General features: G+C 69.3%; 11 protein-coding genes. 10 read left to right on the top strand and 1 reads right to left on the bottom strand.

Annotated elements, in window-relative coordinates; translation table 11 throughout:
- Positions 1-69: 69 nt before the first annotated feature.
- The 10 genes from IE246_RS11450 (at position 70) to IE246_RS11405 (ending at position 19,313) form a co-directional block, all read left to right on the top strand.
- Positions 70-705 carry a class I SAM-dependent methyltransferase gene (locus IE246_RS11450; RefSeq protein ID WP_189989495.1) on the top strand — a complete coding sequence of 212 codons (636 nt, stop codon included), beginning with the start codon at positions 70-72 and terminating at the stop codon, positions 703-705.
- Positions 706-750: 45 nt separating this feature from the next.
- On the top strand, positions 751-1,581 hold the full coding sequence (locus IE246_RS11445) for a class I SAM-dependent methyltransferase (protein WP_189989493.1): 831 nt from the start codon (positions 751-753) through the stop codon (positions 1,579-1,581).
- Between the two features lie 161 nt (positions 1,582-1,742).
- On the top strand, positions 1,743-3,968 hold the full coding sequence (locus IE246_RS11440) for a hypothetical protein (RefSeq protein ID WP_189989491.1): 2,226 nt from the start codon (positions 1,743-1,745) through the stop codon (positions 3,966-3,968).
- Positions 3,946-6,399: a hypothetical protein gene (locus tag IE246_RS11435; RefSeq protein WP_189989489.1), complete on the top strand. Its 2,454-nt coding sequence runs from the start codon at positions 3,946-3,948 to the stop codon at positions 6,397-6,399. Before IE246_RS11440 ends, IE246_RS11435 begins: the two co-directional genes overlap by 23 nt.
- Entirely contained in the window at positions 6,396-9,428 is a 3,033-nt protein-coding gene (locus IE246_RS11430; RefSeq protein ID WP_189989487.1) for a glycosyltransferase family protein, read from the top strand. The genes IE246_RS11435 and IE246_RS11430 overlap by 4 nt, the downstream gene beginning before the upstream one ends.
- A gap of 48 nt (positions 9,429-9,476) precedes the next feature.
- Entirely contained in the window at positions 9,477-10,520 is a 1,044-nt protein-coding gene (locus IE246_RS11425) for an NAD-dependent epimerase/dehydratase family protein (RefSeq protein WP_189989484.1), read from the top strand.
- Between the two features lie 22 nt (positions 10,521-10,542).
- On the top strand, positions 10,543-14,091 hold the full coding sequence (locus tag IE246_RS11420; protein ID WP_189989482.1) for a glycosyltransferase: 3,549 nt from the start codon (positions 10,543-10,545) through the stop codon (positions 14,089-14,091).
- A gap of 43 nt (positions 14,092-14,134) precedes the next feature.
- The gene (locus tag IE246_RS11415) at positions 14,135-15,772 is read left to right on the top strand and encodes a capsular polysaccharide export protein, LipB/KpsS family (RefSeq protein ID WP_189989480.1); all 1,638 of its coding nucleotides are present in this window, start codon (positions 14,135-14,137) and stop codon (positions 15,770-15,772) included.
- A gap of 380 nt (positions 15,773-16,152) precedes the next feature.
- On the top strand, positions 16,153-17,412 hold the full coding sequence (locus IE246_RS11410) for a hypothetical protein (RefSeq protein WP_189989478.1): 1,260 nt from the start codon (positions 16,153-16,155) through the stop codon (positions 17,410-17,412).
- Between the two features lie 38 nt (positions 17,413-17,450).
- Positions 17,451-19,313: a hypothetical protein gene (locus IE246_RS11405; RefSeq protein ID WP_189989476.1), complete on the top strand. Its 1,863-nt coding sequence runs from the start codon at positions 17,451-17,453 to the stop codon at positions 19,311-19,313.
- 37 nt (positions 19,314-19,350) lie between these two features.
- Here IE246_RS11405 and IE246_RS11400 read toward each other — a convergent pair whose 3' ends face one another.
- Positions 19,351-21,201, bottom strand: coding sequence for a carbamoyltransferase family protein (locus IE246_RS11400; RefSeq protein ID WP_189989474.1), 1,851 nt, complete (start codon positions 21,199-21,201; stop codon positions 19,351-19,353).
- Positions 21,202-21,221 lie beyond the last annotated feature (20 nt).

Below are 21,221 nucleotides of genomic sequence, written 5' to 3'. Positions count from 1 at the left end.
CCGACTCGGGCGAGGCTCGATTTCCTTCGGGACGTTTTCCGGAACCGGGCGCTCCAGAGCCGTGCCGAGGTGGCTGCGGCATGCGAACTGGTCGAGTGGCTCGGCCTGCCGTCCCACCACGATCCGCAGAAGAACTGGGACACCCTGAAATGCCTGCACTACGCGCTGTCGCACAAGAAGCTCGATCTGCCGATCCTCGACGTCGGCTCCAGTCGGAGCGTGATCAATCGCTGGATGTCCATGATGGGCTTCAGCAAGCTGTATGCCTGCGACCTGCTCGCCAAGGATCCTTCGTACTTCGAGCCCTACGGTATCCAGTTTTCGGTCCAGGACCTGACCAAGACCAGCTACGACTCCCAGTTCTTCAACACCATCACGTCGATCTCGGTGATCGAGCACAACATCGACCTGGCCGCCTATCTCGACGAGATGGCCCGGCTTCTGAGGCCCGGCGGGCTACTGCTGACATCGACCGACTACTGGTCCGAGCCCGTGGATTGCAGCGGGATCTTCCCGTACGGACCGGAGGGAGGCGAGATGAAGGTGTTCGATCCCGAGGGTATACGGGAGTTCGCCAAGCTGGCCGAGGAACGCGGCTTCAAGCTGACCACCCCGCTGGAACTGGATACCGACGAGAAAGCGATTCACTGGGAACGGGTCGACCGGGAGTATACGTTCATGTTCATAGCATTGCGGCGCCGCTGATGGGGACGCGTGGCCTTGTCGACTAACCCGAGAGCGAATTGCGCCATGGCAACGGCGGCCGCCAACCGGAACGAGACGTCACCCGACCTGGCAGCTCTCTACCGGCGGATGGTCGAGGCAAACCGGTTCCTGCCGATCCCGAGGGCCGAGCAGAGTTTCGTCGGGGACGGGGACTTCCGGGCGATCGGTGCGGAGTTCCTCGAGCTGTTCATCCGGTACGGCGGTCTGCGTCCGGAGTGGGACGTGCTCGATCTCGGCTGCGGGATCGGCCGGATGGCCATCCCGCTCACACAGTACCTCGATGCTTCCGCGCGGTATGTCGGGGTCGACGTCAACCGGGCCGGGATCACGTGGTGCCGGCGCCGGATCACGCGGGTCTATCCGAACTTCGTCTTCCGGCACCTCGACTACCAGAACCCGCTGTACAATCCGGCCGGCAAGAAGCTTCCGTGGGAACACCCCTTGCCGTTCGAACCGGCGAGCTTCGATTTCGTGATCGCCACGTCGGTGTTCACCCATCTCTCGCGCCAGGACGTCAAGTCCTACTTCCGGCAACTGGCCGAGGTTCTGCGTCCCGGCGGACGGCTGTTCGCAACCTTCTTCCTGCTGGACGACGAAGCCGTCGCGGCGATGGGCCGGGGCGGCTCGCGGCTCACCTTCCAGATCCGGGAGGGCTGGAGCATGTTCGAGGCGAACGGGCTTCCGGTCCGGTCGGCAACCGCCTTCCGCAGCGAGTTCGTCGAGCGCCTGTTGTCCGGCAACGGCCTGCGGCCCTGCGGATCGTTCCTGCGGGGCAGCTGGTCGGGCGCCGCCGGCGGTGTGACCTACCAGGACGTCGTGGTGGCCGAGAAGGCCGGGGACGCCTCCCCTGAATAGGGGATGCGTCGCCGGTGCGCGGGCTGCCATATTCGCCGCCGCGAATATTCCGGGTTGATGCGGTGGCCCGGGCTTCGGATAGTGAGCGGGGGAGACATGCAGGCGAGAATCTCGCCGGCAGGGAAGTTGGTGTCGGACGCGGACGGGGCCGGTCGGGGACGTTGAGCAACTTTGACGAAGCGTACTATCTGGGGCAAAGCGAAGCGGTTCGTGAGCGGGTCGACGAGCGCTTTGCGGGAAGCGCGCTGCTCGACTACCTGTGGGTCGGCTCACGCGAGCGCTACAGCCCCACCGCAGCGTTCGACGAGGCGTACTACCTCGCCAACAACCCCGATGTCGCGGCCGCGACCCGGGCGGCCGAGTTCGTCTGCGGCTATCACCACTTTCTGAAGAACGGGGCGGCCGAGGGCCGTCGAGGGGCGCCGCCCGGACCGTGCTGCCTGATCGACGCCGGCAACGTGCCGCGGTCGGACGCGCTGACGGTCGCCGGAATCGCGTCGGGCATCCAGCGCAGTCGGCCGGGATGGCGTGTCGTCGTCCTGGCCGGCTGGAAGCTGCCCACCGGTTCGCCGCTCCATCCGTGGGTACAGTGGATCAAGGCGTCGTCGTCCTCGGACGACGCGAATGCCCGGGTGGCCGGCGAGGCGCCGGCCTATATCGTCTGCCTTGGCGCGCCGACGATCGCCCCGCCCGAGACTGCCGCCGTGGTGGCGCTCGGCGACCGGCAGACGGTGGAGGCGGACGCCGGCTGGGACCTCGCCGACGCGGTCGTGCCGGCGGGTTTCGGCGACGGGTCCGATCCGGCAGCGGCGGCCGAACGGCTGGCCATGGCGGTGGAGACGGCGGCGCAGGTCAAGTCGGGCAGGGACCGGACCCGCGTGGTCGGCGGCGACCCGGATGCCGCGATCGGCGGCGGCCTGACGGTCGCGGTGCCGGCCGGTGACGGCCCGCGCGTGCTGACCGTGGTGGTCGACCTGCCGTCGGCGTCGGGCCGGACCACCGAGCTGCTGGTGCTCGAGGGCGGCGGCGACCCGGTCGCCCTGGAAGCATCGGTCGGCCGGCCGGCGCATTCCGCGGTCCGGATCGGGGCGGAGCCGGCCCGAATCGTGCTGCGTCCCCGCAAGGCCGGGTATCGGGCGGTGAGCCGGCTGGTGCTGGCGCGGATCGAGGGGGCGCCGGTCGATCTGGTGCCGCCGCCGATCGAGACCGCGGCGGCGTCCGACGCGCTGCTGGAGATCGACCTGAACACCGACCTCGCGCGGGTCAAGCGGGAGCTCGGCCGCTTCCTGTCCAAGGCGGACACCCTGATCGGTGAACGCCCGGCGTTCGAGTTCGGCGTGCCGTCGGTTCCGACGCTTGCCTCGATCACGATCCCGCGTTGTCTGATCGTGTCGACATTCGACGCCGAACGGTCGTGGGCCGGGCGCGATACCCTCGATGTGGCGGCCTGGCGGGAATACCTCGAGGCACGCGGCTTTGCGATCGACATGCTGGAGCTGCCGCCGGAAACCGCGAGCGACGTCGGTCGTCTGCTCAAGCAGGATCTGGCCGATCACCGGTTCGTCGTCCTGACCGGGCCGCGGGCGTCGGATCTGCTCGACGGCGGGCTGGAGCGTGCGCGCCACGTGGTTCGGCTGTACCGGGGCGCGGTGTCGGGAGGGCGGGCCGTGGATCCCCGGCGGCGGTCCGACGATCTGGCGTGCGCCCGTCTGGCCGACCGGGTGGTCGTGGCGGGGCCGGCCGACGCGGCGCACTACCGTGCGGCCGGCGTTCCCCCCGGCCGGATCGACTATGCCCCGGAATTCCTGCCGTCGATCTTCAGGCGGCTGGCCCGCCCGTACGACGGCCGGCCCCGACAGGCGGTCCTGCACCTCGACACCCTCGCTGTCCTGGAGGACCGCATCCGGCGGCACCGGTTCGCCAGGAGCGCCGTCCAGGCCCTCACGCAAGCCGGCTGGCGCGTGGTGATCAGCGTGTCGCCGCGTCTGCGCAACCGTATCGAGGCGGACCTCGGACTGGGCGGCCTGCACCCGGAACCGGAGTGGTGCGACCCGGCGCTCGATCTGCCCGACATCCTGCACTCGACCCGCTTCGTCATGGCGCCGGGGGTCGTGCCGTGGCAGATCGGCGGGCTGGTCAGCGCGACGCGGATCATCGGCGTGCGGCTGCTGACCGACGCTCCGGTTCAGCGCGCCGACGCCGGCTGGCTCGGGACGCTGCCGGCCTCGGCCGCCGGGCTAGGGGCCCTGGACCGACTGGACGGCGACCCGGGAGCCATGGACATGGAAGCCGTGCGGGCCGAGGCATTCCGGTCGCTCGACCGGGTCATCGGGTTCCGCGACGCCGGCTGGCAGGAGGGTCGACGTGACCGTTCTCCGGATATCTGACGTCAGTCCCCGTCCGGCGGCGGTGCCGGTTCAGGCGGACCCGCGGTCGCGTCCGCGCGTGCTGTACGTGTGCCGGGCGATTGCGCACTTCATCTACCACGAGACGGTCATCGTCGCGTTGCTGCGGCGCGGGGCCCGGGTCAAGGTCCTGTTCGACGAGGGCTGGTCCTCGAAGAAGACGATCCAGTTCCAGGACGAGGCGCTGAACGCCTTTCGGATGCGATACCCGCAGGTCGAGATCGGCTGGTCGGTCCGGCGTGCCGACCGGTGGCGGGAATGGATCTTTCCGGCGCGCGAGATCCGGTCCTACGCGAACTACGTGCGCCGCGGCGCGCGGACCACGGAGTTCTACGTCAACCGTTGGCTCGGCTACGTTCCGGAGTGGGTCCGCAGCCGGCGGAAGAACCCGCGCTTCCAGCGCTTGCTGACCTGGTCGGCGACCGACGCGGCGCTGCGCCTGTTCGAGCGGATCACGCCGGCGGCGCCCGAGGTGATGCGGCATCTCCGGGAGGAGAAGCCGGACGTGATCGTCGTGTCTCCTTCGAACATGCGGTTCTCGGAGGAGGTCGAGTACGTGAAGGCGGCCAAGCGTCTGGGGATCCCGGTCGCCCTTCACACGATGACCTGGGACAACCTCAGCACCAAGGGTGTCCACCATGTGGTTCCCGACGTGGTCTTCCTGTGGAACGAGATCCACTTCGACGATATCCGCGAGTTCCACGGGTTTCCGGAGGAGATCTGCTGCATCGCCGGATCGCCGTTCCTGGAGCGCTGGTTCGACGACGGCGAGCCCGAGGACCGGGCGCAGCTGTGCCGGCGCATGGGCATCGCCGAGCAGCACCCCTATGTGATCTATCTCGGGTCCAGCAAGAACATCGCGAAGGACGAGGCCTGGGTGGTGGAGCGGATCCACGCCCGGTTGCGCGCCTCCAACGATCCCCGCCTGCGAAGGATGAGCATCGTCATCCGGCCGCACCCGGCGAATTTCGACGTGTTTCTGCGGTTGAAGCTGGATGGCGTGGTGATCTGGCCGCGCGGCGGCGCGTTGCCGCAGACGGCCGACCTGCACCACGAGTTCCGCAGCATGCTCGCCCATGCGACGGCGACCATCGGGATCAACACCACGGCGATGTCGGACTCGCTGCTGGCCGACTGCCCGTGCCTCACGCCGTTGCTGCGCGAGTACGATCGCACCCAGCGCCTGGCAAATCATTTCAAGGTGCTCGCCGATCGCGACGTCATGGCGGTTTGCCAGGACTGGCGCGACATCGAGCGCAACCTGACCGAGCTCCTGGACGGGATCGATGCGACCCGCCATCGCCGCCGTGGCTTCAAGGCCTGGTTTGCGCGACCGCGCGGTACCGATCGAAGCGCCGGGGATGTCATGGCCGAAAGGATCTTCGGGATGGTGAAGCCTAAGGTGGCGGCGCGCGAGCTGCCCGCGTCGGCCGGCGGGTCCGCCCAATGGGTGGCGGACCGGATCTGGGAGGCGCGGGCCGACGAGGCGTTCCGCAATTACCTGGATGCGCGCGACGTCGCCTGCGTCATGTTCGACGAGGCCGGGAGCGCACCTGCGGCGGTGTCGCCGTGGATGGATGCCGGCGCTCTGACGGTAACGCGGCTGCGGGCGGTGCTCGGCGGCGCCCTGGGGGATCGCCCGGAGGACTACGCCGACGGCGATCCGGGACACGAGAGCGCGATCCGCAGGCTGCATGCGACGCTGGCGGACCTGGACGAGCGGGAGCTGTGGGTCGGCGAGCCGGCCGGCCTCGGCCAGTACGGCTATGCCGCCGATACCGGCCTGCTGAACCTGTCCGGGGCGATGATCCGCTACTCCCTGCTGACGCTTCTTCGGGCCGGGTTCCTGGGCGACTTCCTGAAGGACAAGAAGCGGACCCTGGCGATCGTCGGCGCCGGTTGGGGAGGGACCGCGCTGGCGTTCGCGTCGCGCTTTCCGAACGCGACGGTCGTCGTTCTCGACGAGCCCGAGGGACTGCTTCGTACCGCGACCTACCTGCGGTCCGTGGCGCCGCGCCTGAAGCTGGCGTCGGCGACGCGGTCGTCGCTCAAGTCGATCCTGCCCCGGCTTGCCGAGCTCGACGTGCTGCTGGTGCCGTTCTACCTGGCCGACGGCCTCGATGCGGCGCCGATCGACGTGGCGATGCTCGACGCGGTGGTCGGAACGCGCGATCTGGCCGAACCGATCAGGGTGCTGGAGCGGCTCGGGGCCAGCGGGTGCGACCGGCTGTGCGCCGTGCTGAACCGGCGAACCGCCGCGAAGCGGCTGGCGGACACGTTCGATCTGGAGACCGCCGAGTACGAGCACTTGGTGGACTGGCCGGCCTGGCTGGCCGGACTGAAGGAGGCCGGCGGGGATCCCGAGCCGGTCGGCGCGTTCGCACAACTCGGCCACATGGTGGTTCGGCGATGATGAATTGGCATGCCCGGGCGATCTCGGACGGCGTGACGGAGGCGGCGAGCGAGGTCCGCTTCGATGCCGGATGGTACGTCGAGGAGCACGGCGACGTCCCGGCGCTGATAGAACGCGGCTGGTTCCTGGATCCGCTCCACCACTACCTCATGGCCGGCTGCCGGGAAGGCAAGAGCCCGAACCCGGAGTTCCAGGAGGACTACTACCGCACCGTCTATCCGGACATTGCCAAGGCGATCGACGAGAACGTCTTCAACTGCGGCTTCGAGCACTATCTCAAGCACGGGCGGACCGAGGGACGGCGGTTCCGCCCGGCGACCCGCGGGGCTCTCGTCGACCTGACCCGCTACCACGGCTCCAGCGCCCTTCAGGAGCGCATCCTGGCGGGGCTGGTCTCGCTCTTCGGCAGTCTCGGCACCTGGGACTTCTGGCTGCTGACCAGCGAGACGAACCATGATGCGCTGTCACGGCTGGACAGCGTGAACGTCTCCCGGATCTGCCTCGACCGGATCGTCGGAGACGTGATGGAGCGTTGGAAGGGGCTGCCGATCGAGGCGTTCGTGGCGCCGCTCGGCCCGTCCGACTTCTACGGCCCGGCATACCGGACGGTGACGATCCTGCCGGCGGTCCCGCCCCTGGGCGCCGGCGAGAACAGCCAGCGCACCGCCGAACTGGAGCGCGCCCTCGGCATCAGCGAGGTCGTCCTGTGCCTGACCCTGTCGGACCGGGCGAACCTCATCAACAACTGGTACGCGGAGCGGGACAGGATCCAGCTGCTGCATCTTCCGCCGTCGACGCGGATCGCCGGCGAACAGCAGCTGCCGATGGCGCTCCGCTCGATCGCGGGTCGGCGGTTCATGGTCACCGACATGACCGGTACCGATACGACCGGCGAGGTCGCCCTGGCTGCGGCGGCGGAGCTCGCGACCATGCCGGGCGAACCCTGCCTGATCGCCGTCGTGGCGCCCGGCGCCGTCGCCGACCTGCGGTCGCGGGCCGCCGCGGCGGGCGGGGCCGACAACCTGATCCTGGTGGAGGATCCGGCGCCCGCGGTCTGGCGCTGGCTGGTCGACAACTGCACTGCCCTGCTCGAGACCGGGCGGAGCAGCATCGCCCCCGGTCTGCTCGAGGACGCCGTCGCGTTCCGACGCCCGCTGGTGTGCTCGCAGCGGACCAAGGGCCTGCGCGGGGCGGGCGAGTTCGAGTTCGGCTTCGACGTCCACAGGATCGAGTCCGTCGGTCTGGCGTGCCGCGCCGCGTTCGACGACCCGGCGACCGCAGCCGAACGGACGGCCGCGTTCGTCGACAAGACCTTTGCGGGCCTTTCGTCCGGGGACATCGACAGCCCGCTGCAGGCGTACTTCGATCGGATCGAGGGAACCGGGCGAGCGCCGGGACCGCCCCGGGAGGTGCTGCTCGGAGTGCGCGAGGGCAACCGGATCCACGGGTCGTTCTGGTTCGCCCTGCCGCCGAGCGCGGCGGCGCGCTCGCTGGTGCTGGAGATCGCCGTGCCGACGGCGTTCCCGGAGCCGTCGGTCGAGATCGTGGCGTCCCTGGTCGGACAGCCGGAGACCCGCGAGCGGATCGCGCGCGGACGCTCCGAGCGTCTGGCGCTCTCGTTGCCGCCGACCCGTATCTCCGGACGGGTGAGCGTGACCGCGCGCCGGTCGGACGGCAACTCCGTCAAGGTCCAGCCCAACTGGCCGGGGCTGGAGCTTCGGGCCGCGACCGTCCTGTCGTCCGGCATCAATCTCCTGCGCTCGTCCACCGGCGCCGGCGCGCCGACGGCGGCCAACGATGCCCTGCAGGACACCGATCTCGTGGTCAGCTCGATCAACGCCGCCGCCGAGGCGACCGCGTGGGCCGTGAACGAGCTGGAGGCGGCCGTCGGGCCGGCCCTGGCGGCGAAGCCGGCGCTTCGGCTCTCGGTTCCCGGCATGCCGAGCGTCCTGCGGGCCGTGGCGCCGCTGGCGCTGCACCTGACGCGCCACCAGTTCCTGCAGTCGGACCTGAAGTACCACGGCAGCAACAAGGATCAGGCCGCCCGGCAGCAGTACCTGCGGGATCGCGGCTTCAGGGTCGTCACCGAGGCGGTCTACGACTGGCGGTTCGGCGACCTGATCGAGCGCCTCGACTCGGAGCGCCACGCGGATCCGCACGTGATCATCCTGGAGGCGATGCTCCATCACCCGCTGATGCGCTACCTCCGGGAGCGGTTCCCGAACGCGAAGATCCTGGTGCGGTCGCACAACGCGGAGGTCCCGCACCGGATCGACACCCATACGGCCGCGCTGCTGATGGAAAAGGGCAGCCGCCTGGCGTGGCTGGATCCGCGCGAGGCCTACACGCGCGGACGCAACGTCATCAACCACTGGCGATACGACGTCGGCGCGATCAAGCTGGCCGACCACATCCTCAGCATTTCGCAGTGGGAGACCGAGCGCTACTGGCCGAAGCTCGGTCCGAGGCAGAAGGTGTCGACCGTCCCGTACTTCATGCCCCGGGACCTGGTCTACGACGGGCCGCTCTCGGCCTCGAAGGCGCATTCCTGCGTGTGTCTGACCTCGGCCAGCCCCGGACCGGTCATCTACGACGCGCTGCGCAACTTCGTCAGGCTGGTCGAAGGGCTGGACGATCCGGGCGACTGGGATTTCCCGGTGACCGGCGATCTGGACGAGCGCTATGCCACGCGGTCGACCCGGTGCCGTTTCGTCGGACGGGTGGAGAACCCGATCGCGTTGATGAGCGAGGCGACGTCGATGGCCCTGCTGTCGACCTTCGGGTACGGTTTCAAGACCAAGATCCTGGATGCGATATCGGCGGGTTGCTACACGCTGATGCCGCAGTCGCTTCTGGACCGGCACCCGGTGGAGGTCCATCCGTACTGCCTGCCGGTCGACCTGTCGTCACCGGCGTCGTTCAAGGCGGCGCTGGAGCGGAGTCTCGAACCGTTCCCCGAGGGCGACCCGAACGAGGCGCTGCGGCTGAAGGCCTACGCGGCGATGGATACCATCCTCGGCCTGAATTGAGCTTCGTGCGCCGAGCGCGCGCGGACGGAACCGCGGAGAGACCCCAGCATGCGAGTCCTGATTACCGGCCATCTTGGATATGTCGGTCCGTGGATGATCCGGGCGTTCAAGGAGGCCGGACATCACGTCACCGGCCTGGATGTCGGCTATTTCAGGGAATGCGTCGAGGAACTGGACGGCTTCACGCCGCCGGACCGCGAACGGGTGCGGGACGTCCGCGACGTCTCGGCGGCCGACCTGGAGGATGTCGAGGCGATCGTGCATCTCGCGGCGCTGTCCAACGACCCCCTCGGCCACATCGACCCGGCGTTGACGCACGCGATCAACACCGAGGCGTCGCTCCGGCTGGCGGGCCTGGCGAAATCCGCAGGCATTCGCCGGTTCGTCTTCGCGTCCTCGTGCTCGATCTACGGCGGCGTCGGGGACAAGGGAGCCCCGGCCGACGAACAGGCGACGATGGACCCGCTGTCGGCCTACGCCCGCTCGAAGGTCGATACCGAGGCCGGGCTGGCGGCGCTGGCCGACCGGGACTTCGAGCCGGTGTTCATGCGCAACGCCACGGCGTTCGGCGTGAGCCCCAGGATGCGGTTCGATCTGGTGGTCCAGAACCTGATCGGCTGGGGCTTCACGACCGGGGTGATCCGCGTGCTGTCCGACGGCACGCCGTGGCGGCCGATCGTCCACATCGCCGACATGGCGCGGGCCTGCGTCGCGGCGGTGACGGCGCCGGCGGCGACGGTGGCGGGCCAGGCGTTCAACGTCGGCCGGGACGACAACAACTTCCGGATCCGGGAGATCGCCGAGACCGTCGTCGGCAAGCTGCCGTCGGTGCGCCTCGAGATCACCGGCGAGGCCGGTGCCGATCCGCGCTCCTACCGGGTGTCCTTCGCCAAGGCGGCCAGCGCGCTGCCCGGATTCCAGGCGGAGTGGACGCTCGACCGCGGCTGCGACGAGATCATCGAGTGGCTGCGGGCCGGCCATCTGCGGGAGCACGACTTCCAGTCGCGCTTCTTCGTTCGCCTCAAGCAGTTGCAGCACCTGATGGCGGAACGGTTCGTGGACGAAGAGATCCGCGTCCGGGCTCCGGCCTAGGCCGGCACGGAAGGGGCTTCCAATGCGCTACAAGCTCGCTCGACCGAAGGATCTGCCGGACGCTGCCGGCCTCAGGTTTCTCGAGGTCCAGGTCGACATCTATCGGAAGATGCGGGGCACGGCGCCGAACTACACCGGCATGATCCGCAACGAGGCGCACGATGCGCTGCTCGCGCTCGGCACCGCCTACCATTTCCGTGGCGAGGACGAGAAGGCCATCGAGGTTCTTGAGGAGCTCGCGGCCGACCAGGACAAGGTCGGCGGCCTGCGCTACCTGGCGGTCTCCTACGAACGGCTGCATCGCTACAAGGAGGCGATCGCGACCCATCGCAAGGCGGTCGATCGGGCTCCCACGAACGCCTTCCATCTCGGTCACCTGGGGCGTCTGCTCTGCCTGATGGGGCAGGACAGGGAGGCGCTCGGCATCCTGAAGGCCGGGCAGAAGGCGGCGCCGTACGACGCGCACATCCGGTCCCGCCTTGCGTCGGTCCGATCGCGCCTGACCCCCGGGGAACTGGACGAATCGATCCGGCGCCCGGCCTACAGCATCATCGTCGTCCTCGGCGACCGCTCCAACTTCAGCGAGTACCAGACCCTGCTGGAGGCCCTGTACCGGCGGATGCACAAGATCGTCCTGGTGGTGGACGCGGACGATGTCAGCAAGCTCGGCAACCCGCGGGGCGACGGCCGCCTCGACCTGAAGGCATGGGTGCGGCGGCACCCGGGGGTCGACATCACCGATCACGCGACGATCCATCGGCGGCGGCTGGCGAGGCTGTCGCGGCTGCTCGACAAGCCGTACGCCACGACCGAGGGCCGGCCGTGGATCGCGCCGGTCAGCAAGGAGCTCCGGGGCTGGACCCTGAAGATGGCGGCCGACCTCATGCTGGTCTGCCTCGACCGGACCGATCCGATGTTCGCAGAGGCGTACGTCCAGGCGGCCGACGATGCCGGATACCTGATCTGCGGGTTGAGTGTCTCGGACCGGCCGACTGCGGTGGAGCGCCGTCTGGACCGTACGATTCCCCGGATCCGTTGCGTCGCCAACGGTGCCGAGCGCGTGGAGCAGGTCGTTGCCCTGCGGGAGAACTCGATCGTCGTGCATGGCGACCTGACGCTCGAGCCGGCCTTCCGACCGGTCCCCGACAAGACCGACTTCAGGGTGTTCGACCAGATCTTCCCGACCCTCGCCGGTACCGGATTCGTCCTGTACATGGCGGATCCGGCCTGTGCGCCGCTGGACGAACTGAGGAGGGCAGGGACGCTGGCGGCCCGCCTCCGGCAGTCCAACCGGATGGCTCTGCGCAGGCTGGCGGTGGTGTACCGGTCGGCGATGCCGGCGCGCCTGCCGTTCCAGTACGCGATGCCGGACAATCTGGTGCTCTGGCCCCGTCCGGATGCGAGCCAGGACTCGAACACCGCGGTCATGCTGCGGGTCGGCATACAGCGGGCGACCGCGGTGGTCTCGCACACCGTCGGCGAACTGGGCCCGGCGGTGATGGGCGACCGGCCGGCGATCGTGCTCGAGACCGACGGCAGTCCGGCCCGCGTGGACGGGCCATACGCCTCCGGCACCTATCGCTGCGACACGCTCGGCGAGGCCGTGCGCCTGCTCGGCGACATCGTCGACGGATGCGACCCGGCGGCGGCCGCCCGTTCGGTGTTCGTCTCGGCAAGCGACCTGGCCGGGCGCAGCCGGTTCTCCACGCTCGGCGACCTGCTGGGCCACGGGGTCGAGCTGGTGGCGGGCGGCGAGACGGTCGAGCGGGTCTCCAAGCTGCTGTTGTCCGAGTTCCACGACGCCCTCGGTGCATCCTCGGGGTCGGCCGGGGACGGCCAGGGCGGCGGCGACGTCGACGCGAACTGGTTCGAGGCCGCCGATCGAGCGCTGGCCGCCGCCGGCAGCGCCCTCACGGTGGCGCCGGAACTCCGGGCCGGCAGCGCCCCGCTGCGCGACAGCCTGCGCCCGGCCCTCGACGCGGCCGCGGCCCTGGTCCGCGGGCTCGAGCGCTCCGGACTGACCGGGCAGCTGACCGGCGAATCCTCGAACCCGCTGCTGGCGCAGCTGCTCGGCGGCATCGATTTCCCCGAGGGCCAGGTGCAGTCCGCCCTGCTGCTGAAGGCGGTGTTCCCCGACCTGACGATCTATCTGGTCGACGTCGAGGAGCGCTTCGAGGAAGCCGAGCGGGCGGTCAGGGAGGTCTTTCCGGACGCCCGCATCGCCAACGCCGTCGAGAGCTCCCCCGGCAAGCTCATCCGGTCGCTCGACTTCGTCTACACCCTCGACAAGCGGCTTTCGGACATCAAGGCCTACGTGCCGTCGGTGGCGATCGCGCAGTCGGCGCTCAGCCTGGTTCCGGAGGAACGCGCCCTGATCCTGGCGACCCGGCTGGCCGAGTGGTCGGTGCCGTTCCTGGCGCTCTCGATCGATGCCGAGCACCCGCGGGCCGCCCGCTATCCGCAACTGTCGGCGGCGCTGCGCCGTTCGTTCCGGCTGACCGATCTCGGCGAGAGCGGCGACGAGCGGTACCTGACCTCGGTCGCGGTCTCGCGGTCGGCGGTCATGAAGGCGCTTTCCGGCCGTCCGGACGTGAAGGCGTGGCCGCAGGTCCTCGGCAATCCCAGCGTCACGATCGGCCTCGTCGTCTACAACGGTGCCGAGGCCCTGAAGGAGGCGCTCGAGAGCGTCCTCGCGCAGACCTACTGGGACTACGAGGTGATCGTGGTCGACAACGGCTCGACCGACGCCACGCTGAACATCGCGCGGTCCTACGCCGATCGCGATCCGCGGATCAGCATCTACCCGCGTCCCAAGAACGTCGGGGCGGTGGGCAACTTCCGGTTCGCGCTGTCGCTGTCGCGCGGTCGGTACTTCTGCTGGGCCAGCGACCACGACGTGTACGACGAGGTCTGGCTGGAGCGGATGGTGCGCGCCCTGGAAGGGCGGCCGAACGCGGTCCTGGCGTATCCCTATTTCGGGATGATCGACGACCGCGGCGCCCGGGTCGGCGACCACCTCGTCCGGTTCGATACCTCGGGCCGTACGATGGCGCAGCGGATGCGGCTGGTGACCGACCGGATGCGCGGATCGGGCTCGAAGGTCTACGGCCTGTATCGCCGGGCCGCGCTCGACCAGGTGCGGGTGCGGACCACGGTCTGGTGGGACCGGCTGTTCCTGCTGGAACTGGCGGCCGTCGGCGAGTTCGTCCAGGTCAACGAGGTGCTCTGGTGGCGGCGCTACAAGGGCATCCTGCGCGACAAGGTCTCGGCCCCGGACGTCGGCAAGTTCGGGTTGATCCCGGACGGCCTGTCGACCAAGGACACCGTCGTCCGGCAGCTCAAGATCTCGTTCGAGGACGGGCGTCCGCCGTTCCTGATGCGGATGGCGACGCTCGCCAACGCGGTGTTGCTGGTCTGGGACACCGCGATCTCGCCGCCCGGGCGACGCGGCGTCGATCTGCGGATGCTGCCGCTTGCATTGCGCAGCGCCTACCGGGCGATGGTACGGACCAAATCGTTCATTCCGGCCGAGTTCCAGGCGTTGCGGGAGCACGTCCTGGGCCGGCACTGACGGGGCCGGGCGGCGTCCGGGTTTCCGAGGAAGGAGGGCATACGTGTGGTCGGCGATACTGCAGGGTGACGACCGGGCGGCCTGGCAGGCGGCGCTGGAGGCGGTGACCGAGGATGCCCCCAAGGTGCTGGTGGCGACGTCGGTCGGCAGCTGGCAGCACGGGATCGCGGTCGAATCCCTGGTCGCCGTCGCCCTGACGCTCCGCGGGGCCCGGGTCGAGTTCTCGCTCTGCGACGGTGCGCTGCCGGCGTGCATCGCCATCAAGTACGGCGGCGTGCCGCCGCAGAAGCTGCTGTCGGCGGATCGGCCGCCGCGCTGCCCGAACTGCTTTCCCGCCGGTGCAGAGGAGCTGGGCGAGACGGGGCTGCCGATCAACCGGCTGTCGGAATGGCTCACGACGGAGGATCTCGCGACGGCGAAGTCACTTTCCGAGTCGGTGCCGTTCGCGGAGATCGCGGCGTTCGAGCTGGACGGGGCCAGGGTCGGCGAGCATGCGCTCGCCGGTGCGCTGCGCTACCTGGCGTGCGGCGATCTCGAATCGGAACCGGAGGCCGAGAAGGTCGTGCGGCGCTACCTGCATGCGGGCCTGCTGACGGTGCTCGGAATGGACCGGATGATCGAGGGACGCGGCATCGACGTGGTAGTCGTCAACCACGGGATCTACGCGCCGCAGGGGCTGGTCCGCGAGGCCGCGGCCCGACGGGGCGTCCGGGTCGTGACCTGGAACCCGTCCTACAAGAAGCAGACCCTGATCTTCAGCCACGACGACTCCTATCACCACACCATGATCACCGAGGACTCGGCGGTCTGGGAGGATCTGGAGCTGAGCGGCGAGCAGGCGACCGTCCTCGACGCCTATCTGGAGAGCCGGCGCCGCGGCTCGCACGACTGGATCTGGTTCAACAAGGAGGTGGCGGACGACAGCGCGGAGCGGCTGGCGGCGCTCGGTATCGACGGCCGGCGCCCGATCGTGACGCTGCTGACCAGCGTGGTGTGGGACGCGCAGCTGCACTACGAGTCCAACGCGTTCCCGGGCATGGCCGATTGGGTCCGATACACGATCGCGTATTTCGCGACCCGACCCGAGCTGCAGCTCGTCGTCCGCGTCCATCCGGCCGAGGTCACCGGCACCAATCCGTCGCGGCAGAAGATCGGCGACGAGATCGCCCGGTTCTTCCCGACGCTACCCGAGAACGTCGTGGTCGTCCCGGCCGAAAGCGACCTCAGCACCTACGCGCTGCTGGATCGCAGCAACGCCGCGCTGATCTACAGCACCAAGACCGGGATCGAGGCCTCGGCCCGCGGCCTGCCGACCATCGTCGCCGGCGAGGCCTGGATCCGGGGCAAGGGGTTCTCCTTCGACGCGGTCACGCCGTCGGGATACCGGGAGATGCTGAACCGCCTGCCGTTCGAGCGGCGGATGTCCGGCGAGGAGGTGCAGCGGGCCCGCCGCTACGCCTACCATTTCTTCTTCCGGCGGATGATCCCGGTCGAGCTGATCGACGTCGGCGAGAAGGGCCGGTTCCGTTTCGAGTTCGACTCCCTGGCAGCGCTGCGGCCGGGCCGGTCGCCCGGCATCGACGTGATCTGCCGCGGCATTCTGGATGCCCGGCCGTTCGTCTACGATGGCCCTCAGACCATGTCCGAGCGCACCGGCAGTGTGGGGTTCGGCACGGCCTGAGCGGGCGGGGGGACCGGCCGACGCGGTTGGTCGTCGGTGGCGGAGACGTTATCGTGGGCCCGGGCGTTGCGCGGCGGGGACGGAGACAGGACTGATGAAACGGTTTTTCGTTTGGCTCTTATCGCTGATATTCCGCAGAAAGAAGAAGCAGGATAAGAACTCCGAGGACCTGTACCCCATGTGGTAGGGCGGATCGCCCTCGAGAGCAGAGAGAGGTACTCGCCGTGAGCAAGTCGATGATTGACGCGCCCTCCGGCTCGGCAAGCGAGTTGTCGGTACTCGTCGACCGTGCGCGTGAGTTGGCCCGCGCGCATCGCTGGTCGGACGCGGCCCAGGCTTACCGCGAAGTCCTGGCGCGGCCGGGAGATCACAGCGCGTACATGGCGGACATCGGGACCAGCTACTTCAAGGCGCAACGCTTCGGAGAAGCCGTCCGCCCGCTGAGCGAAGCCGTGCTGGCGAATCCCGGCGACGACAAGCTGGCGCGGCGCCTGGCCGTGGCGGTGCAGCAGGCCGGGTTTGCGGGCACCGGCGGTGGCGAGGCCAAGCCGACCCCGGTCGAGACGCAGGGGCAGGCTCCGCAGGACCCCGAGGACCCGTTGGCCGTGATGTCGGATATCGCCCGGCGCGTCGACAACGAACGGGTGTCGGGGCGTCTCATTCCGCCGCCCGAAGGATTTGCGGACTTCGGCTACCCCAGCATCGACTATGCCAACCATCCCGGCTACGGCGCGGACAAGGGGCTGCTGACCGGTGAGGAAGGCGATGTGATCAAGCCGTTCTACGAGGCCTTCGCGCCGATCTGGAACGGCTACCTGTCCATGAAGTCCCGGGCCAGCAGTCGCCCGGTGTCACCGGCCCACGCGGAGACGTTCCGGACGCTCGAGCGCGACGGCATCCTCGGCCTGCGCATGACCGACGCGGAGCGCGCGGAACTGCTCGAGCGGACCGAGCCGGTGGCCGAGGAGGTCCGCCGGCGGCGCGCCGAATTGGAGCCGGGCAAGCGCGGGGTCGAGGCCTCGTCGGGGCACCTGTATCACGTGAAGAACAAGCCGACGGACTTCGTCGACTTCCTCAACCGGGTGTTCGAGAACCACGGCATTCTGGAGATGGCTTCGGCCTATCAGGGCGTGCCGATGGCCGTGAAGCTGGCGAACCTGCAGATCAATTCGGTCGAGGACATGAGCATCGTCGGCAACTCCCTGGTCGGGGACCTGCCGCTGTCGCCGGCGTACTACATGCACATCGACTCCAGCATCGGCGTCATGAAGGTGATCATCTACCGCTCGAAGGTGTCGGCCGAGCAGGGGGCCTTCCGGTACGTTCCCGGCAGCAACCGGATCGGGGTGACGCCGTTCGAGCTTTGCGTCCGCAAGGCGACCGACAAGAGCGACTACGATTCCAGCAAGACCAAGTTCCGGCGCCGGTTCGTCGGGCTGCCGCCGTTCCTCCAGAAGAAGGCCAACTTCGGCAACGACCTGCAGCCGGGTCATCCGGAACTCGAGCCGCTGCTGGAGCGCGAGCGGGTCATGACCAGCGACGACGGCGACATGCTGCTGTTCGACAACAACGGCATTCACCGCGGCGCCATCTTCGAATCCGGCGAGCGCGAGATCATCCAGGTACTGCTCGCCCCCTGAGCGGGGTTTTCCCGACAGCCGAGACGTCAAGGACCGACATGAGTTCTGTGATCGCGGAACATGAGGGTGCCCGTCCAGCACGGGAGAGCACGCTCGACCGCGCCCGCTGGCTCGCGAAGGAAGGCGACTGGAGCGCGGTGGTCGCGCTGGTCGAGAGCGACCGTGCGGCCGGGCTCTCGGAGCCCGGCCTGCTCGAGTTCGGTGGAATCGCGGCGCACAACCTCGGCGATCTCGAGACCGCCGAGAGGTTCTACCGTCGTGCCGCCTGTGCCCACCCGCAAACCAAGTCGTATCGCTACCTGTTCAAGATCGGTCGCCAGCGGTCTGCCGGCAGCCCCGACCTGACCCCGCTTCGCTGGGCGCGTGTCCTCGATCCGGAGTCGACGGTCGTGCAGGGCCTGTTCTCGCCGCCGGCGGAGCCGCCGCAGGCCGGCGAGGCGACCGATGCCCGGCCGATGACCGACGCTGCCACACCGGCGGCGACCGAGGCGCCGGCCGCGGCCTCGCCGAAGCCCGACGGGCGGCCCGGCGAGCAGCCCGGCGCGCGGGTCGACCGCTGGGTCCTGGCGGCTCTCGCTCCCGTCCTGCTGGGACCGTTCGGCGCGCTCGCCGGGGCGACCCTCGCCCAGGCCTGGGCCCTGCCGTGGTGGTGGACCGCAGTCGCGGCCCTGGCCGGGATGGTGGCGCCGGCCCTGGTTCTGGAGTTCTACGGTTTCGTGAGGCTGACCGGCGAGACCGGCCAACTGGTCGGTCCGGCGCGGCGCCTCCAGGGCGAGACCAACAGCTACATCAGCCAGGTCACGGAGGACCAGGGAGGGCGAAAGCAGGGGTTCCGGCGGCGCTCGTTCGCGTCGGCTCTCACGCCGCACCCGTATGTCGCCTACGTCAACAAGCCGCCGCGCAGTCCCGACCACCCGTTGGCGCCCAACAACTACGGGTTCTTCAACCGCCCGTTTCCGTACGAGCGGGATCCGGGGCTGTTCCAGATTCTGGTGTCGGGCGGATCCGTGGCGACCCAGTTCGCCCAGATGAACCGGAACGGACCGCGCTATCTCGAGGAGGCGCTGAACCGCCGCTTCCTGCCGCCCAAGGGCGAGCGCTTCGTGGTGCTGAACGGCGCACTCGGCGGCTGGCGGTATCCCCAGCAGGTCGGCATTTCCGCCATGACGGCGTCGGCGGTGGACGCGGTGGTGACGCTCGACGGGTTCAACGAGGCGGCCATGATGATGCGGGACGGCGTGCTCGTCGAGACGCCGGGCCGCAAGTTTCTGATGTCCAACCCCGGGCTCGAGCACGGGTACGAGCGAATGGTCGGGGACTGGCTGGCCAGCTGGGTCTACGAGCAGTCGCTGCGGCACTGGTGGACACGGCACTCCAACTATTTCTGCATGGTCAGCCAGGGCATACGACGGGCCATCCCGCTGGCGCTCGAGCAGGGCGACGACCAGAGCTACCTGCTGAGCATCTTCGAGATGCCCAAGCTCGGGACCGAGCGCCGGTGGCGCTACGCGGTACAGCGCTATGCCGACTACGTGCGGTTCCTGCACGGTGCCTGCCGGCAGGTCGGTATTCGAAGCGCGCACTTCCTCCAGCCGATCCCGGGTCTCGGCAAGCAGCTGACCGAACAGGAACAGGGGTACTCCAAGCCGCTCGGCGACCGGCTGGTCGACATCTACCGGATGATGGAAGCGGCGATGCAGTCGATGGCGGCCGACGAAGGGGTGCCGAGCGCGAGCCTGGTGAACGTCTTTCAGGACCGGACCGAGACGATCTATGCCGACTGGCCGCATTGCCTGCTCGACCGAAACACCGGCGAGAGCGACGGCTATCGCCTGATGGCCGAGGCGATGGCGGCCGAGCTAGGCCGTCTGTGGTCGTTGCGCGAGAAGGCGCCGGCCTGAAGCCTCAGCCGACCGCAGCGACCCGATGCGGTCCGCCCTAGTCCAGCTCGAACTGGTCCTTGTAGTCCTGCGCCAGCCCGGCATCCTGATCGGCCTTGCGCAGCACGCAGTTGCCGACCGCCAGCAGGTCGAGGTCGGTTCCCATGAAGCAACGGAACGCGTCCTCCGGGGTGCACACGATCGGCTCGCCCCGCACGTTGAAGCTGGTGTTGATCAGGACCGGGCAGCCGGTGCGTTCCCCGAACCGGCGGATCAGTTCGTGGTAGAGCGGGTTGGTGTCGGCGTGCACCGTCTGGATGCGCGCCGAGTAGTCGATGTGGGTCACCGCGGGAATGGTCGAGCGCTGGACGTTGAGCTTGTCGATCCCGAACAGCGCCTCTTCTTCGGGGGTCATCGCCCGGCGCAGCGATTCCCGTACCTGGTCGACCAGCAGCATGTACGGGCTGTCGTGGTCGAACTCGAACCAGTCGGCGACCCGCTCGCGAAGCACCGACGGGGCGAACGGCCGGAAGCTCTCGCGGTACTTCACCTTGAGGTTCAGGTCCCGCTGCATGGTCGGCGAGCGCGGATCGCCGAGGATCGAGCGGCTGCCGAGCGCCCGCGGGCCGAATTCCATCCGGCCCTGCAACCAGCCGACGGCCTGCCCTTCGGCGAGCGCGGAGGCGGCGGTCTCGAGCATGGCATCGCGGTCGAGCGCCGTGTACCGGGCGCCCGACGCGTCGAGCTGCCGGCGGATCTCGTCGTCGTCGAAGGCCGGGCCGAGATAGGCGCCGGCCATGGAATCGCGCGCGTCGCCCGCCACGGTCCGCGCCGGGGCGTGCGCCCGGTCGGGCTCCAGGTAGTGGATGGCGAGGGCCGAGCCGAGCGCGCCCCCGGCGTCGCCGGCCGCCGGCTGAATCCAGATGTCGTCGACCGTCCCGGAGCGCAGCAGCTTGCCGTTCGCGACGCAGTTCAGGGCGACGCCGCCCGCCAGGCACAGCCGGCGCTCCCCGGTCTCCTGGACCGCCGAGCGGGCGAGCCGCAGCACGGCTTCCTCGGTGACCGCCTGCAGCGACGCCGCGATGTCCATGTGGACCGGCTCCAGAAGCTGCTCCGGGGTGCGCCTCGGCACCCCCAGCAGTTCCTCCATCGCCGGGCCGGTCATCGTCAGGCCGGTGCAGTAGTTGAAGTAGCGCTGGTCGAGCCCGAAGCTGCCGTCCTCGCGCAGGTCGATCACCGTGTCCAGCAGGCGCCGGGCGAACCGTGGCTCGCCGTAGGGGGCGAGGCCCATCACCTTGTACTCGCCGGAGTTCGGCTTGAAGCCGAGGAAGTAGGTCAGCGCCGTGTAGAGCAGGCCGAGCGAGTGCGGGAAGCGGATTTCGCGGCGCGGCTCGATGGTGGAGCCGTGGCCCAGCATCACCGTGGTGGTCGCCCACTCTCCGACCCCGTCCATGGTCAGGATGGCGGCGCGCTCGAACGGGGAGGGATAGAAGGCCGACGCGGCATGGCTCAGATGGTGCTCGGTGAAGCGCAGCTTCCGCTCGACGTCCGCCCCCGGGCCGATGGCCTCGAGTGCGCGGATCATCTCGTCGGTCTGCCGCGACCGCTCGCCGAGCCACATCGGCAGGACCTCGCGAAACGCCTCGTGGCCGGACGGCGCCACCGCCAGCGTGGTCTTGAGGACGCGGTCGAACTTCAGGGACGGACGCTCGTAGAAGGCGATGCGGTCGACGTCGTTCAGCGTCGCCCCGCGCTCCTCCAGGCAGTAGCGGATGGCGTTCCCCGGAAAGCGCGGATCGTGCTTGCGCCGGGTGAAACGCTCCTCCTGCGCTGCCGCGACCACCCGGCCGTCTTCGACCAGGGCGGCGGCGCTGTCGTGGTAGTAGGCCGAAAGTCCGAGAATGAGCATGAGTCCGTCGCAGCAGGAGA

Source organism: Thalassobaculum fulvum (assembly GCF_014652915.1).
GTDB classification, from domain to species: Bacteria; Pseudomonadota; Alphaproteobacteria; order Thalassobaculales; family Thalassobaculaceae; genus Thalassobaculum_A; species Thalassobaculum_A fulvum.
The sequence above is the reverse complement of the archived record's forward strand: the minus strand, read 5'-3'. Positions and strand labels throughout refer to the sequence as shown.